We start from the raw sequence: 15,865 nt of genomic DNA on the forward strand, positions 1-15,865 counted from the left end.
TCATGAGTAATGAGAAAACCTTCGCTGTCGTTATTCCAGCACGTTACGAATCAAGTCGATTCCCAGGGAAGCCGTTAGTAGATATCTGTGGCAAGTCAATGATACAGCACGTATGGGAGCGTTGTTGTCTAGCCGTGGGACAAGAAAAAGTGTATGTTGCAACCGATGATACTCGTATCCAAAGTGCCGTTGAGGGCTTTGGTGGTCAAGTCGTGATGACAAGCTCTGAGTGCTTAACTGGTACCGACAGACTTGCAGAAGCTAACCTGAAGCTTGACTGTGATTTTATCGTTAATGTCCAAGGTGACGAGCCACTTGTTAATCCAGATGATATCAATACGGTAATTAAGGCGTTCTTGAAGAGCGGTAATGTGACGAATGCCATGTGTGCAATTACTTCAGAGCAAGAGTTTCGCTCTTTTACTGTACCGAAGGTTACTTTCAGCCAATCTAGCAAGTTGCTTTACATGAGCCGCGCAGGTATACCTCAGACTAAAGCGGGTGAATACCAATTTGGCTACAAGCAGGTGTGTATCTATGCATTCTCGAAAGAGCAGTTGAATTTCTTCTACAGCAACAAGGGTAAGGCTCGTCATGAGCAAGTTGAAGACATTGAGATACTACGTTTTTTAGAATCAGATTATGTTGTGGATATGATTGAAGTTGAAGCTGGCTCTCTTGCTGTTGATACTCCACGGGATGTCGAAGCCGTTCTAGCCAAATTGCTAAATAAAACTAGTAGCCAAGAAGGAAATTAAAGCATTGAAATCATAAAAATTTCAACTTGAGAAAAATATTTATTTTTAGTTAGGATAAATGTAGTTAATTTCAGGGGATAATTGTGAATTTAGTCGATGAAAAGTGAATAATTCATTAAGATAAAAGGTTTTAATGAAATTAGAGAAAATGAAAATTGGCTTTGTTATTCTTTGGAGTTATAAGTGCTCATGATAGTCAGCATCTGTTAAGATCAAGGTTGAGTCGTTGCAATTTTGATCGTTCAGAATTTACGGTCTAGTTAGAATAGCATTGATATTACAGTAAGAGATGTTTACTAAGTTGGTTTTTATCGATTCAAATATATTTTTTTCAGCACTAACATATTGAAATTAAGCATGAAAGAAGCTTATATTTGCTCCTCAAAAATACTTTCTAAGGTGGTGGTATAGCCTGAAGAAGTGCCCAAGTTATAAGGAATCTCTTATTCACCACAAGTAAGAGGAAACAACCATATAGGTTGAACTCCAAAGCACAGGTATAAGAGATTGAAAGATAAGGCTGGATAGAAGTCTTATAGTTTAATCTATATTTTGTACAACATGAAAGGCTGTGAGGTTTTAGAATTAAATGTTCAACCAGATCATTCTTCAGAGAAAAATCATGAACATGCCTATTTTTGAAGGGATTGAGGTAGGTTGAACTCGCATTTTTTGCCTATCACTAGAGAGCAGCATCACAGGTCCCGCTTTTTACTAACGATCGAGTTGAAGGTTGTTTCCAGTTTTTTACCTCTGTATAAAAATTTGGAGGTCAGCTAAAGAGTCACCCCTCCCTTTTATGCATTTTAGAACATCAAGGATTATCGGCAACAAAGAAAGGTCGAGCATAATTCAACCGATACCATTTTGTTAGCAATATGTGCCATTCTTTCAGGTTAAGATTATTGGAAAGCGATTCAATTGTTTGGAGAAGCCTGTGGTGAAGGTGACGAAAGGTGAAGTGATGGCAAAGCAGTATGAGGCTCGTATGACCATTCTCAAGGGTTAGGTACTATCCATATGGTTAATGATTTTGCGACGGTAAATGGTGTGAGTCTTGGTCAACATAAAGTCTACGAGAATCGAATGAGATCCACCGCGCTCCCGAACTTACTCGAGCTTCTGACGGCTGTAGGTCGTTTCGTGAGCATAGACGCGATAGGGTGTCAAAAAATGATAGCCCAAAAAGACTGTGAATAAGAGCGCGGACTATTTATTGTCGATAAAAGTCAATCAAGGTCGTCTAGAGGCAGTATTTAATGATTATTTTGTTATGGGGATGATACAAGAGCACGATGGAGATTCGTATAGCACTCATGAAAAATCGAGAGGTCGCTTGGAAACTCAGCTGATGCTCACGAACACCGACTTGAGTGTCTTAGGTGATATAGAATTTGAGTAGCTAGAACCAAAGGCGATGGGTACAGTAGTTAGCATAAGACAGGAAAGTTCGGCAACGGAGGAGCAAGAGTTTTCAGTGAGATACCTCATAAATTCAAATGAATTGTGTCTTAGTAAAATGTTAGTTTCGGTGGTTTAGAATTGATTAATACAGTTATTGCACAGGATATTGGAAACCACATTTGGAGAAGATGCGTGTCGTAAACGAGTGGAAGAAAGAGTAGAGAATTTTGCAAAGATCAGGCAGATGTGTTTGAAATTATTAAAACGAGAAGTGACGTTAAAGGCGAGTATAAAGCAAAAAAGAGCGATGTGTGCGATGAATCCTGAGTATCTTTTGAAAGTTCTGGGAAGCTTTAATTTACGGGAATGTTCATGAATTTTCCCTGATGTAACAATAATGGTTTTTAATTTTTAGGTATAAATATGAATAGCAATCAACTAGTGGACCTTTCTGGATATATGTTTTCAGGCAAGTCTGCTGTATCCGATTTGTTAAGGGAATTTGAAGGTATATATGTACCTAGTTACCATGAAGAATTTGAATTAATTAGAACTAATGATGGTTTACTCGACTTATATAATACACTGAACTCGAATTGGAGCCCGAATAGAGCTGATTCTGCTCTACGTCGTTTCAAAAATGTTTCTGATAAATTAGCATATACTTCAAAAGGAATTGAAAGATTATGGAAAATAGGGTTTGGTTATAATAGCCGCTATTCTGATTTTGACCTAAAAACTCAAAGTTTTATTAAAAAATTGACAAATTCAAGCTGGAAGATGAACTGGCCGACAGAATATCTATACATGTCTAAAAGTGAAATATTAAAGAATAAAATAAATTCTCGCTTAAATAAAACATGTCACTGGCCGGAAATCGATTTTTCATTAACTAATAGAAATAATATAGGACAATGTATTTCTGAATATCTTTATGAAGTGTTCTCTGAGTTTTATTTAAACGGAAATCATACTGTAGTTATTCATAATGCATTAGAACCCTATTCACCAGAACAAGGAGTTGAATTGATAACAAATGGTAAGTGTATAATAATTGATAGAGATATAAGAGATATATATGCTAATTGTGTAAGGCATGTTATTGGATATAATGATGATGTTGAAATTTTTAAAAAAATATCAGGTGCTACTGACATTGAAAAATTTATTGAAAGACAAAGAATTATGAGAATTAAAAACAATACGAAGAGTAATAAAGTATTAAGGATTAAATTTGAAGATCTAGTTTATGATTACGAAAATACTTTGCAAAATATTATGATTTTTTTAAATTTAGAGTCAAGTTATCATAAGCAAAAGCTAAGTTTCTTTGATCCAAAAGTATCAGTTAAAAATTGTAAGTCTTGGCTTAAATTATCATCTATAGAATTAGAAAATATCAAAAGGATAGAACAAGCGTTACCAGAATATTGCTATATAGGTTAGTCTTTAATGGATAATATTAAGAATAACGAAAAGCTGGCATCGATATGTTATTTGTTTGGTAGTATTTTTAATGCAGCCATTGGTTTTGTTTTGATTCCTTTGTTAATGTCAAATATGTCTGTTTCAGGTTATGGGGCTTTTTCAGTTTTACAGCTTTGTGGAACAATATTCTCGGCGGTATGCTATTTTGGAATAACAAGCGCATTTACTAGATCATATTTTGATCATCAAAAAGAAACTGAAAAAATGAAGTGTTTATCGACTGCATTTATTTTAGTAAATATAGGAGGGCTAAGCCAAGTTATAATTGGTATCATATTGTCTAAATCTTTGTCTGAGTTCCTTTTTGGAAGTTATGATTACTATCTTTTAATAATTGCCTCATTGACTTCAGCATCTTTTGTTTTTATCAATTTTTTCTTTCTTACTTATTTTAGGTTAGCAAATAGACCTAAGTCTTTTTTAGGGCTATCTGTCTTTTCTGCTATACTAAATACCACTTTAACCTATGTTTTTTTAGTGGTTCTTGATCAAGGGATTCATGGGGTAATATATGGCGGTCTTATTAGTCAATGTATTACATATGTTATTCTTTTTGTGAGTATTTTCCCCAGATTTAAAGTTTTTTCATTTGATTTCAAACAAGCTAAAATAATGTTGAGTTATGGCTTTCAAATCGTATTATCCAGTGCTGCTGGCTTATCTATAATTTGGTCAGATCAGTTTTTTATTAATCATTTTTTAGATTTACATGAAGTTGGAATATATTCATTGTCAGTTAAACTTGCAGGAGTGATTTTATTCATTTTCATTACCCCATTCTTTCAAGTTGTAAATCCGATTGTTCTTGAATCACTAAAACATAAAAATACAAAGAAGCTTTGCCAATATTACTATGACAAATATTTATACTTAGGGCTAGCTTCGATAATATTCACATATTATTTTGCTTATGTATATTTTTTATTTTTTAAAGAGAGTGAGTATGTTAAAGCTTTAGACTATCTACCATGGTTATTACTGTCTCTATTTTTACATGGAAGTATTAATATTCTTTCGTTAGGATTCAGTATTACGAGAAATATGCAACCTCAGTCAAGAGTTTATATGCTGATGGCATTCGTTAATATAATATTAAACAGTGTTTTAATTCCATGGTTAGGCGTTTTCGGTGCAGTTTTAAGTACGATATTATCATATTCTATATTGTCTATAATACTATATAAGATTTCTAATAATTTATACGACATGAGATTGTCTCACTATAACTTAATTCCGTGTGGAATACTTTTGAGCATGTTTTTAGCTTCTGTTTATTTAATGAAGGATACATTAGAAATAATTTGTTCTTCTATATTTATGATTTTATTTATTTTTCGATGGATTATTGTAATAAAAAAAAGAAATAACGGTCTAATAGAGGGTGAAAATAGATGAATATTGCGTTTTACTTCCCGTACCCTACAGTAGGAGGAGTGTCAATTTTATTTTTGAGGTGTGCTAAATATCTTACGGAAAGACATAATGTAATACTAATAGATATCAACGATGGGTATATGCATAAGAATTTACCGAGTGGATGTAGTTATGTAAATTACTTGGAGCTTGATAAGTTGCCTGACAAAACTACGATAATTTTTCAATCATGTCCTTTATGGCGAATTCAGGATCTAGAGAAAGCACCTGAAAGCTCAAAAATAGTATTTTGGAATTTACATCCACAAAATTTAGACCCGAGAATATTAAAGAGTAATATAGGGGTTAGAAACACATTAGGAAAGATGATTAACTTATTCAGTTTCTTTAGGTTGAAAAAATTGAGAAAAACAGTTAGTAACCTAGTGGAAAATAATGCAATTTATTTTATGGACGGTGGAAACTATCAAAAAACTTGTGATTATCTAAATGTTGATATAATTGAACCAAACTTTCTCCCGATTACTAATGCTGATATTAATAGTTGTTTAATAAAACATAAGGGAAAATCTTATGTTAACAATGAGTTTAGATGTATCCTAGTGAGCAGAATTGAAGGGTTTAAAACGTCAATAGTTGAACATGTAATAACAAGACTTGAGCATTTAAATAATCAAGGCATAATATTGACAATAGTTGGCGATGGCAGGGACTTGCCTAAGATAAAGGAATGTGCGTCAAAACTAAGAAATATTAAAGTCCACTTTGTCGGATATATGCATCATGATCTATTGAGCGATTTGATTTGTAATCAAGATCTATCTTTTGCTATGGGTACTAGTGCACTTGACAGTGCTTCTTTAGGCATACCTACTATTTGTCTTGACTATAGTAATAATGAAATTAAAGAACTGTATAAGTTTAGATTCATTTACGAATGTGAAAATTGGAACCTAGGTCGAGAGATCAACGCTATGAATTTTTATGAAGAGGAGTGCTCGTTACAAGAGATGATAGATATCATAAAACTTCAACCCAATATCGTTAGTGATAAAACTAAACGCTATTATATCTCTAATCATTCAGAATATGTATATACATTGTTGGAGAAAAAATTAGTTAAAGGTGTTGGGGTATCTATAGGTTTTATTTTAAAAGAGAAATTACACATGGTTGATATTTTTACTAAACTACTAGTATTAATATTCGGCAAACAAAAAATTGATAATTCAGGTTTCGTAAATTTTTAAGGTTAATATGAAAGTTCTTATTTTAGCAGGTGGTTTTGGTACTCGTTTGAGTGAAGAAACGGATGTCAGACCTAAACCAATGGTTGAAATTGGCGGAAAACCAATTTTATGGCATATTATGAAAATGTATTCTCAGTATGGGTATAATGATTTTGTAATTCTTCTGGGATATAAGGGATATTATATCAAGGAATACTTTGCTAATTATTTCTTACATCAAAGTGACGTGACTATTGATTTGAAAAATAATGAGATGAAAATTCACAAAAATACTTCAGAGCCGTGGACTGTAACGTTGCTTGATACAGGTCTTCATAGTATGACCGGGGGAAGAGTTAAGCGAGCTCAAGATATTATCGGTGATGAGCCGTTTATGTTGACCTATGGCGATGGTGTTTCAGATGTTAATATTACAGAATTAGTCAACTTTCACAAAAATCATGGTAGAGCAATTACGATGACTTCTGTTCAGCCAGATGGACGTTTTGGTGCCATAGAAATTGAGGGCGACAAAATCACGAAATTTCTCGAAAAACCAAAAGGTGATGGTTCTTGGATAAACGGTGGTTTTTTTGTGTGTGAGCCTGAGGTCCTTAATTACATAAACGAGGGAGATGGTACTATATTTGAGCAATCTCCATTGCAAAAATTAGCTGAAAATGGGGAGTTGTACTCCTATAAACACAATGGTTTTTGGAAGTGTATGGATACATTGAAGGACAAAATAGACCTCGATGAAATGTTAAAAAATGGCAAGGCAAGATGGAAAAGCTGGTAATGTTTAATAATATTTATAACGGTAAACGTGTTTTAGTTACAGGTCATACGGGCTTCAAAGGTACTTGGCTGACGACTTGGCTTCTCCAATTGGGTGCTGAAGTTTGTGGAATATCGAAAGACATCCCAACGAATCCTTCTATGTTTGAAGCGTTGCAACTTAGCGATAAGATTGATCATCATATTTGTGATATCAGAGACCTTGATAGGACAAGTCAGATTATTAATCAATTTAAGCCTGATTTTTTATTTCATTTAGCAGCCCAACCTATCGTATCTTTGTCTTACTCCGAGCCATTGGATACAATTTCCACAAATGTTCTTGGGACTGCTAACATTCTGGAAATATTAAGGAATGTGTCTTTTCAATGCACTGCGATTATTATAACTAGCGACAAGTGCTACGAAAATATTGAGTGGGTATGGGGGTACAAAGAGACCGACCCAGTTGGTGGTCGCGACATTTATAGTGGTTCTAAAGGTGCGGCAGAAGTCATTTTTCATGCCTACCAGCAATCATTCTTTCCAGAAGGGCATAATGTTCGACTTGCTACTGGACGTGCGGGTAATGTAATAGGCGGAGGTGACTGGGCAGTAGATCGAATTGTTGTGGACTGTGTTAAAGCATGGAATAAAGGTGAACAGGTCGAAATACGTTGTCCGGATGCAACAAGACCTTGGCAGCATGTTCTTGAGCCACTTAGTGGATATTTGATGCTAGGTGAAAAATTGGCGCTTAATGCATCCTTACATGGTCAACAATTTAATTTTGGTCCTAGGGCTGAACAAAATCGTACAGTAAAAGACTTGTTAGAAGGCCTAAGTACTTACTGGGATTTTTTAGATAGTAGCCAAGCTTTTAAGGTAACTGATAATTTACCATTCCACGAAGCAGGGTTATTAAAGCTTAACTGTGATAAGGCGTTGTTTTATTTGAAATGGGAAGCAAGTCTTTCTTACAATGAATGCGTTAAGTTAGTAAGTGAATGGTACGTTAACTTTTATCAAGGCAATGTTGATTATTTGACATTCACTAACCAACAGATTGTTGAATACCAAAAAATTGCAAAGAGTAAAGGAATTAGCTGGCTATGATCAATGATGTTGTAATTACTCCTCTAAAACAAATTTTTTTGGATAAAGGTTCTGTGTTTCATGGAATTAAATCAACAGAGGATACATTCTATGGTTTTGGTGAAGCCTACTTTTCTCAGGTGCATTACTTATCTGTTAAAGGTTGGAAAAAACACACTAAAATGAATATGAATTTAATTGTTCCTGTAGGCGCGATTAAGTTTGTTATTTTTGATGATAGGGAGGGGAGTCCAACAAACGGTGTTTATTATGAGGTCAAATTATCTGAGAGTAATTATTGTCGACTGACAATTCCTCCTGAGCTTTGGGTAGCATTTCAAGGCGTAGGAGCAAGTACTAATTTGCTTATGAATTTTTCAGATATATTGCACGATCCTTTAGAGTCTCAAGCTAAAGCTCTAGCTGATATTTCATACGATTGGAATTAAATATGAATAAAATTCGCTTGTCAAAGTCGTCAATCTCAGAAAAAGAAAAGCTTTCAGTATCTGATGTTCTAGATAAAGAATACTTAGGCATGGGAGAGGTTACTCGTGAATTTGAAATTGCTATCGCCCAATTTCTTGAGGTTAATGTAAATCAAGTTGCCACGGTAAATACCGGAACTTCTGCTCTACATATTGCTTTATCTGCAGTTGGTATTCAGCCTGGAGATGAAGTTTTAGTTCCATCGCTAACTTATGTCGCTTCTTTTCAAGTGATATCTGCATTAGGCGCTATTCCGGTCGCTTGCGAAGTATTACCAAATACTCTATTCCTCGATCCTATTGACGTTAAAAGTAAAATTACCTCGAAATCAAAGGTGATTATGCCCGTACATTATGCTAGTTCTTGCAAAGGAATTGAAGCTATATATGCAATAGCTACTGAGTTCAATTTAAGAGTTATTGAAGACGCTGCGCAAGCATTTGGTTCATCATATAATGGAAAGCAAGTGGGCTCTTTTGGTGACATTATTTGTTTCAGCTTTGATGGGATAAAGAATATCACTTGTGGAGAGGGGGGGGGGGTTGTTTCCTCTGACTTGGCGGTTATTGATAAAATCAAAGATGCACGCTTATTAGGTGTAATAAAAGATACCGAAAAACGTTATTTAGGTCAAAGAAGCTGGGAATTTGATGTTAAAGAACAGGGTTTTCGTTATCATTTAAGTAATATAAATGCAGCTATTGGTAAAGTTCAACTAAGTCGTATTAATGAATTTAGAATTAGGCGTCAAGAAATAGCTAAAAAATATAAGGATGAACTTTCTTCTTTGGAGAGGGTTAGTACCTTGGATTTATCTTTTAACGATATAGTCCCTCATATATTTGTCATTAAGTCATTAGATAGAAATGAATTGAGAGAGTATCTACTTAAAAGTGAAATAGAGGTTGGAATTCATTATAAACCAAATCATAAGCTGTCTAAATATAAAGGGATTTATGATTTGCCAGTTACTAATCATTTATATGAGCAGATATTAACATTGCCCTGTCATTTTGATTTAACAAATGAAGAGCAAGAATATGTTATTAGGAAGATAAGAGATTTTTATGAGTTATAATCCGTTAGTTTCAATTATTATTAATTGTTATAATTCTGATACTTATTTGAAAGAAACTATCGATAGTGTTATTTCTCAAACATATGAAAACTGGGAAATAATTTTTTGGGATAACCAATCAAAGGATACTAGTTCGGAAATTATTAATAGTTATAATGATAGTAGAATAAAGTATTTTTACTCAGATACACACACTAGTCTTGGTTGTGCTAGAAATAATGCTCTAACTAAAATTTCAGGGGAGCTATGTAAGTTTTTAGATGCTGATGATGTGATTTACCCTACCCATCTAGAAAAAGTTGTTCCTTTATTTAAAACTGAAAGCATTGGTCTGGTTTACACTAATTCTGATATTTTTTATCAAGACGGTGGGGTTAAAATTCCAAATGATAGATATGTTCGAGAAAGTGGTGATGTATTCGATTATTGGCTCAACACTTACGAAGTGCTATTACCAACAGTCACTATTAGAACATCCTTACTTGAACAGCTAGATGAATGGTTTGATGAAAGGTTTTCTATGGTTGAAGAATATGACTTATTTCTTCGTTTGTCTAAAATTTGTGAAACTAGCTATTTATATGAGTGTTTGGGTTTTTGGAGAAGGCACGCATCGAGTTTAACTTTCTCTAAACGTTCTAACTGGTTGTTAGAATTCAAAGCGTTAAAGAGTAAGCTCAAAACAAACTTTAATGGTTTGGAAGAAAACGGAAAGTTGTTTGAAATGCAGAAACGTATTGATTATCTATCATTTGTCGAATGCTTAATCGAAGATAAAGCTGTTAATAGAGGGATTTTATTTCCTTACATATTTAAGGATAAAAAATTCACATTAGCGTATTTGGTTTCTTTTCTCGGTGTCAAAATTACAACTAGCCTACTAGAATTTGCTCGTAATAGAAGACCTAGATAATTCTAATCACTCACAATCTTGAGTCGTTGGTTAGCTAAGGACTCAATGACTATATTAACAAATTAAAATTTTGATATAAACCCTTGTGTTTATTTATGGTGTGAGTTTTTAGGTGATTTTTTTGCATGTGGTGATAAATTTTCATGTTCAACGTAAAAGCTAATAAGAGTCCTACAGTTCCCGTTTCTGTATGCTTGATACTAGTAATCATAGGACCAAAAATTGGTTTCGTCGATTTCAGCTTTATACCGCTTTTTTTTGTAATATCTCTTTTTATATCTAAAGAGGCTCTTAATAGGAATAAAATAAATTTATACTTGCCCTATGAAACATATTTTATTATTTTTGTTTGGCTGGTATTGTTTTGTTTGGCAATATTATCATTCCTTTATCATGGTTCTGTGGCTACACAAGCACTACTAAAACCAATCAGACAAATACTCCTAATTACATTTCTTTGTATTTTGTTTTCAAAGTTCTACTTCAGACTAGAACAAATTCTATCTTTGATAGTATATGCTAGTAGTATAAACGCTATAATTGTATTAATTCAATATATATCTGGGATAATGATTCCTGGTAACGCTGGGGATTTTTTAATGAATCCTGGATTCAATGAAGAAATAAATATGGTTTGGAGAAAACCAGGGTTATTTGCTGGCTACCCTCATGCAGCGGTACTTTCAGCATTTGGTAGTGTAGTATCAATGCTTTTAATTGCGAGTACTGGTAAGTATAGATATTACATGACTTTCTTATTGGCGTTTATTACTCTCTTTATCACATCTAGAACTGGCTTAATGCTAGGCTTTTTAGGGATTGTTTTCTTATTGCCTTATTTAATGTTTAGTTCAACAAAGAATTTTATTCTTGTAGTTTTCTTTAGTGGGTGCGTTGCTGGACTATTTAGCTATGTTGTTGCGAGTGGCGTATTGGCCAAGGATACGATACCTATGATGTTTGAAATGTTTATTAACTTAGCTCAAGGAAAAGGGGCAACTAGCGCTAGTCAATCAGCTTTATATGAATCGTTTTCTTATGATATCAATTATGTCTCGACTCTTTTGTTTGGCAATGGTTTGGATCATAATGCTGATAACGGATTAAATGTTGATGCTGGTTTTCAACAAACGTTATTTAATAGTGGTTTCTTTGGGCTAATATTCACTCATCTTGTATTTTTATTGATGATGATAAGGATGATTTACAACCCGTTATCTGGATGGAAGTTGAATATATATTCTGCTGTTTTTTTGTTTTTGTTTCTATGTGTCTTCGTTTCTAATTTGAAAGCTGGTTTTATGTTTTCTAGAGGACCCGGAGATGTGATTATTATTCTTTATTGTTTCAAAGTGATTGCAGATAAACAGATGAAGTGGGGGTGATATGCGAGTTTTGTTTTTGTGTACAGGGTTAGGATATGGCGGTGCAGAAACTCAATTGCTTAATTTAACTGAAGCGCTAAGCCAGAAAGGTGTTGAATGTTTAGTTGTTAGCATGGTAGATGATGAATTGGGGCTTTTACATCGTTTTGAAGCTAAAGGGATACCAGTTGAAACTTTAGGAATGAAAAGAGGGAAATTGTCTATTCTGGCCATTTTTCGCTACTATAATTTATTGAGAAAGCACAAGCCCGATGTTATACATTCTCATATGATTCACGCCAATATATTTTCAAGGCTATTTCGGTTGTTTTACAATGCACCGTTAGTTAATACAGCACATAATGTTTATGAGGGCGGGAAGTTACTAGAATCTATTTTGAGGAGGTCTGGTTTTTTGTGTGACTTATTTACACAAGTTAGTGATGAAGGGCTTAAAAGATATTCTGAACGGAATTTGTTACCTAACGGAAAAGGCTTTGTTATGGAGAATTGTGTGTACAAGCCAAAATTAATAGAGCCTATAGATATTCGTAAGGAATTGGGGATTATAGATAATGGTTTTATATTTATTTGTGTTGGACGTTTAGAGAGCGTTAAGAATCATATGCTTTTGTTGGACGCAATGTCAAACCAAGAGAATGCTTATTGTTTAATCGTTGGTGATGGATATCTGAGAAATGATATTGAAGCTAAGATATCTGAGTTAAAAATGGAGCATAGAGTTTTTCTTCTCGGTAAGAGAGACGACATTTATTCATTAATGGCAGAATCCAACTGTTTTATCATGACATCAAGTTATGAGGGTTTTCCAATATCAATACTTGAAGCTATAAGCAGCTCTCTTCCCGTAGTATCTACAAACGTTGGTGACATTAATCTGGTTGTTGATGATAAAAATGGAGTTTTGGTTGATTCCGGAGATTTGGTATCACTAAAATCCGCGATTTCAAAGTTGATAACATCTTCTCCTAACCAGTTGGATGAGATGGGAGGTCAAAGCAAAAAGCGTTCTCATTTGTACTCAGCAGAAGTTGTTGCGGAAAAATGGGAGTCCGAATACTGCCGGTTAATTGAGCTTTTATAGTAAATTAGTTTTAATCGTAGATGGAATTTATCTTTTATTGGTTAATGAAGATGATGTTTTGTTCACTGAAGTTTATAATTTGTAATACTTGCTTTGAGATTGAGTGTTAATATGAAGATAGTTCAATTTGTAACTAGATCTGATACTATTGGTGGGGCTCAAAAGTATATTTTGGATACTTCACGTCAATTAAAAAATGATGGTCACGAAGTTACAGTAATTTCCGGAGGGGATGGCGTTTTTGGTAGTGAAGTTAAGAGGTATGGATTAGAATTTATCGGGTTGAATTCTATTGTTAGAGAATTTACGTTATTTTATGATTTAAAAGGTATTATTGATTTTCGTCGAGAAATAAATTTATTAAACCCTGACGCTGTTATTATACATTCGGCTAAAGCAGGACTTATTGGCCGAATTGCGCTAACTTTAAGTGCAAGTAAGAAAATATTTATTGCCCATGGTTGGTCTCATATTCGTACATCTAGTACTTGGGGGCAGTTATTATATGGTGGTATAGAAAAATTTCTATCACTTCTCTGTGATAGAATTATTTGTATATCCAAACAAGATTTGAAATTTGCTAATAACAATTTAATGATATCAAAAAAGAAAACTAGCCTTTTATATAGTGGAGTAAAAGAACCTTTCTCAAGAAATTCATTATCAGAAGCTAATGTTTACAATCTCTTAACAGTGACCCGATTTCAAGCTCCCAAAGATTTTAATACTCTCCTAGAAGCATTGAATATAATACATAAAGTTCGCAGTGATTGGGTGCTTACAGTTTTAGGTGATGGACAAGACCTTGAGCATTATCAGCGTAAAACTTCCGAGTTGGGGCTTTCAAATAATATTAGATTTCTGGGGTTTAAGGAAAAGTTAGTCAATTTTTACCGAAATAGTGATTTAGTTATTCTTATTTCAAAGTCAGAAGGACTTCCTCTTTCGCTCATTGAGGCAATGTCTCATGGAAAGCCCATTCTCGCATCAAATGTAGGTGGAGTGTCAGAGCTTATTGAAGATGGGGTAACTGGTTATTTAGTTCCACCTAGTGATCCTTATGCATTATCGCAAACGCTATTTAATGCTCTAGATCAAACCAGAATGGAGCTCGCTGCACTAGGAGATAAGTCTTATGTTAAATATAAAGAACAATTTACTTTTGACGAAATGATATCTAATTTGTATGAGCATTTGAATACTTAGGTATAAATATGAAAGTTTTATTAACCGGGAGTTCGGGGTTTGTTGGTAAACAATTGGCTAAAATCTATCCTGACTGTCGACATGTTGTCCGCAAAGGTCGTAATTGCGAATTTAAAAATGTTATAGTTGTAGATAACATTGACGGTAATGTAGATTGGGATGGGTGTTTCGATGATATTGACACGATAATTCACCTTGCCAGTATCGCTCACCGAGATGCCATTTCAACTGAAGATTACAAAGAAGTTAATACTTATGGAACATTACATTTAGCTTCCGAAGCCGTTCGAGCAGGAGTAAAGCGTTTTGTCTTTGTTAGTTCGATTGGTGTAAATGGTACGTCAACGTATAAAGAACGATTTTCTGTCAAGAGCTTAACTTGTCCGCATAATGCTTATGCACAATCAAAGTACGAAGCAGAGCTTGGACTTAAAAGAATTGCTGAGCAAACAGGTCTTGAAGTTGTTATTGTGAGACCAACTTTAGTTTATGGGCTTGATGCTCCAGGTAATTTTGGTATGTTAACGAGATTGGTCGATAAGTTTCTGCTTTTGCCTTTTGGTCTCGCAAATAATCGTAAAGATTTCATCGCCGTTCAAAACTTAGTAGATTTGTTGAACGCTTGTGCTGAGCACCCAAGTGCTCCAGGACATGTTTTTTTGGCTAGTGATGGTGAAACAGTTTCTATCAAACAGTTTACTAACGCAATTGCCGAGGGGCTGGGTAAAAAAGTGATTCAGCTTCCGATTCCTGTTATATTAATGCGTTTAGCTGGTCGGCTTATCGGTAAATCGAGCATGATAGAGCAGCTATATGGCAATTTAGAGGTAGACTCTTCTAACATCAAAGAAGTATTGGGGTGGACCCCACCTCTAACAATGAATCAAGCAATGGCGACTTTGCGTGATTCAGGAGTAAACACAAAATGACTCGATTAATTGATTTTCTTGCAGCTTTCTTTGGGTTGCTTTTATTGTGGCCTGTACTTCTCATCGTTACTATTATAGGTCTATTTGATACTGGGTCTCCTATTTTTGTTCAAGAACGTGTTGGGCGAAATAAAAAACCATTTAATTTGATTAAGTTTCGTACTATGTCGGTAGATACTAGATCAGTGGCGAGTCACTTAGCTAGTAATACATCTATTACTAAGCTTGGCACTTTTTTACGTAAAACAAAGATTGATGAATTACCTCAACTTATTAACGTTTTGAAAGGTGAAATGAGTCTTGTTGGACCTAGACCGAACCTTTTCAATCAGCAGGAGTTAATTATTGAGCGTGATGCACTTGGAGTTTATGATGTTCTGCCAGGAATTACAGGTCTAGCGCAAGTACAAAATATTGATATGTCTACACCTAAATTATTGGCTAAAATAGACAGACAGATGCTCGATAGCCTCAATATCAAGGAATATTTAAAATATATTATTCAGACTGCAACAGGAGGCGGTTCAGGAGACGCTGTTAAGTAGCCTGAGTATATGTAACTTGAACCACAGAGTTGCAGCTTATTTTCCATAAGCTTTCGGATTTAAATTATTACTGGTCTTGAATGTCCATACTAAGAAAATAATATGGTTTCA

14 protein-coding genes and 2 pseudogenes are annotated in these 15,865 nt (G+C 34.3%); all 16 read left to right on the forward strand.

Annotation, left to right across the window (positions count from 1 at the left end; all coding sequences use genetic code 11):
* Nucleotides 1–2 precede the first annotated feature (2 nt).
* The 16 genes and pseudogenes from Q8W40_RS13095 (at nt 3) to Q8W40_RS13170 (ending at nt 15,754) form a co-directional block, all read left to right on the forward strand.
* Nucleotides 3–758, forward strand: coding sequence for a 3-deoxy-manno-octulosonate cytidylyltransferase (locus Q8W40_RS13095; RefSeq protein WP_305397661.1), 756 nt, complete (start codon nt 3–5; stop codon nt 756–758).
* 483 nt (nt 759–1,241) lie between these two features.
* Nucleotides 1,242–1,364: pseudogene (locus tag Q8W40_RS13100) on the forward strand (IS200/IS605 family transposase); the annotation flags it as partial.
* Nucleotides 1,365–1,557: 193 nt separating this feature from the next.
* A pseudogene (locus Q8W40_RS13105) lies at nt 1,558–2,538 on the forward strand (ISAs1 family transposase).
* 47 nt (nt 2,539–2,585) lie between these two features.
* On the forward strand, nt 2,586–3,608 hold the full coding sequence (locus Q8W40_RS13110; protein WP_305397662.1) for a hypothetical protein: 1,023 nt from the start codon (nt 2,586–2,588) through the stop codon (nt 3,606–3,608).
* Between the two features lie 6 nt (nt 3,609–3,614).
* Nucleotides 3,615–5,045, forward strand: coding sequence for a lipopolysaccharide biosynthesis protein (locus tag Q8W40_RS13115; protein ID WP_305397664.1), 1,431 nt, complete (start codon nt 3,615–3,617; stop codon nt 5,043–5,045).
* Nucleotides 5,042–6,274 (forward strand): hypothetical protein, encoded by a 1,233-nt coding sequence (locus Q8W40_RS13120; RefSeq protein ID WP_305397665.1) that lies wholly within the window; start codon nt 5,042–5,044, stop codon nt 6,272–6,274. The genes Q8W40_RS13115 and Q8W40_RS13120 overlap by 4 nt, the downstream gene beginning before the upstream one ends.
* A gap of 7 nt (nt 6,275–6,281) precedes the next feature.
* Complete coding sequence (gene rfbF / locus Q8W40_RS13125; protein ID WP_305397667.1) at nt 6,282–7,052, forward strand: glucose-1-phosphate cytidylyltransferase; 771 nt, start codon at nt 6,282–6,284, stop codon at nt 7,050–7,052.
* Complete coding sequence (gene rfbG / locus Q8W40_RS13130) at nt 7,037–8,146, forward strand: CDP-glucose 4,6-dehydratase (RefSeq protein ID WP_305397668.1); 1,110 nt, start codon at nt 7,037–7,039, stop codon at nt 8,144–8,146. Before rfbF ends, rfbG begins: the two co-directional genes overlap by 16 nt.
* Nucleotides 8,143–8,574 (forward strand): dTDP-4-dehydrorhamnose 3,5-epimerase family protein, encoded by a 432-nt coding sequence (locus Q8W40_RS13135; RefSeq protein WP_305397669.1) that lies wholly within the window; start codon nt 8,143–8,145, stop codon nt 8,572–8,574. The genes rfbG and Q8W40_RS13135 overlap by 4 nt, the downstream gene beginning before the upstream one ends.
* Before the next feature lie 2 nt (nt 8,575–8,576).
* A complete protein-coding gene (locus tag Q8W40_RS13140) occupies nt 8,577–9,692 on the forward strand; it encodes a DegT/DnrJ/EryC1/StrS family aminotransferase (protein ID WP_305397671.1) in 1,116 nt (371 codons plus the stop codon).
* On the forward strand, nt 9,682–10,605 hold the full coding sequence (locus Q8W40_RS13145; RefSeq protein WP_305397672.1) for a glycosyltransferase family 2 protein: 924 nt from the start codon (nt 9,682–9,684) through the stop codon (nt 10,603–10,605). Before Q8W40_RS13140 ends, Q8W40_RS13145 begins: the two co-directional genes overlap by 11 nt.
* A 599-nt stretch (nt 10,606–11,204) precedes the next feature.
* The gene (locus Q8W40_RS13150) at nt 11,205–11,990 is read left to right on the forward strand and encodes a hypothetical protein (RefSeq protein ID WP_305397673.1); all 786 of its coding nucleotides are present in this window, start codon (nt 11,205–11,207) and stop codon (nt 11,988–11,990) included.
* A gap of 1 nt (nt 11,991) precedes the next feature.
* Entirely contained in the window at nt 11,992–13,074 is a 1,083-nt protein-coding gene (locus Q8W40_RS13155; protein WP_305397674.1) for a glycosyltransferase, read from the forward strand.
* Between the two features lie 111 nt (nt 13,075–13,185).
* The gene (locus Q8W40_RS13160; RefSeq protein WP_305397676.1) at nt 13,186–14,280 is read left to right on the forward strand and encodes a glycosyltransferase family 4 protein; all 1,095 of its coding nucleotides are present in this window, start codon (nt 13,186–13,188) and stop codon (nt 14,278–14,280) included.
* Nucleotides 14,281–14,288: 8 nt separating this feature from the next.
* Nucleotides 14,289–15,209 carry an NAD-dependent epimerase/dehydratase family protein gene (locus Q8W40_RS13165; RefSeq protein WP_305397677.1) on the forward strand — a complete coding sequence of 307 codons (921 nt, stop codon included), beginning with the start codon at nt 14,289–14,291 and terminating at the stop codon, nt 15,207–15,209.
* Complete coding sequence (locus Q8W40_RS13170) at nt 15,206–15,754, forward strand: sugar transferase (protein WP_305397679.1); 549 nt, start codon at nt 15,206–15,208, stop codon at nt 15,752–15,754. Before Q8W40_RS13165 ends, Q8W40_RS13170 begins: the two co-directional genes overlap by 4 nt.
* Nucleotides 15,755–15,865: the final 111 nt, after the last annotated feature.

This window comes from Vibrio penaeicida, from assembly GCF_030689305.1.
Lineage (GTDB): Bacteria > Pseudomonadota > Gammaproteobacteria > Enterobacterales > Vibrionaceae > Vibrio > Vibrio penaeicida_B.

What these genes read in the sequence shown, in the direction of transcription:
- Q8W40_RS13095 (WP_305397661.1), top strand. Translation starts at nt 3, where the DNA reads ATGAGTAATGAGAAAACCTTCGCTGTCGTTATTCCAGCACGTTACGAA.
- Q8W40_RS13110 (WP_305397662.1), top strand. Translation starts at nt 2,586, where the DNA reads ATGAATAGCAATCAACTAGTGGACCTTTCTGGATATATGTTTTCAGGC.
- Q8W40_RS13115 (WP_305397664.1), top strand. Translation starts at nt 3,615, where the DNA reads ATGGATAATATTAAGAATAACGAAAAGCTGGCATCGATATGTTATTTG.
- Q8W40_RS13120 (WP_305397665.1), top strand. Translation starts at nt 5,042, where the DNA reads ATGAATATTGCGTTTTACTTCCCGTACCCTACAGTAGGAGGAGTGTCA.
- rfbF (WP_305397667.1), top strand. Translation starts at nt 6,282, where the DNA reads ATGAAAGTTCTTATTTTAGCAGGTGGTTTTGGTACTCGTTTGAGTGAA.
- rfbG (WP_305397668.1), top strand. Translation starts at nt 7,037, where the DNA reads ATGGAAAAGCTGGTAATGTTTAATAATATTTATAACGGTAAACGTGTT.
- Q8W40_RS13135 (WP_305397669.1), top strand. Translation starts at nt 8,143, where the DNA reads ATGATCAATGATGTTGTAATTACTCCTCTAAAACAAATTTTTTTGGAT.
- Q8W40_RS13140 (WP_305397671.1), top strand. Translation starts at nt 8,577, where the DNA reads ATGAATAAAATTCGCTTGTCAAAGTCGTCAATCTCAGAAAAAGAAAAG.
- Q8W40_RS13145 (WP_305397672.1), top strand. Translation starts at nt 9,682, where the DNA reads ATGAGTTATAATCCGTTAGTTTCAATTATTATTAATTGTTATAATTCT.
- Q8W40_RS13150 (WP_305397673.1), top strand. Translation starts at nt 11,205, where the DNA reads ATGAATCCTGGATTCAATGAAGAAATAAATATGGTTTGGAGAAAACCA.
- Q8W40_RS13155 (WP_305397674.1), top strand. Translation starts at nt 11,992, where the DNA reads ATGCGAGTTTTGTTTTTGTGTACAGGGTTAGGATATGGCGGTGCAGAA.
- Q8W40_RS13160 (WP_305397676.1), top strand. Translation starts at nt 13,186, where the DNA reads ATGAAGATAGTTCAATTTGTAACTAGATCTGATACTATTGGTGGGGCT.
- Q8W40_RS13165 (WP_305397677.1), top strand. Translation starts at nt 14,289, where the DNA reads ATGAAAGTTTTATTAACCGGGAGTTCGGGGTTTGTTGGTAAACAATTG.
- Q8W40_RS13170 (WP_305397679.1), top strand. Translation starts at nt 15,206, where the DNA reads ATGACTCGATTAATTGATTTTCTTGCAGCTTTCTTTGGGTTGCTTTTA.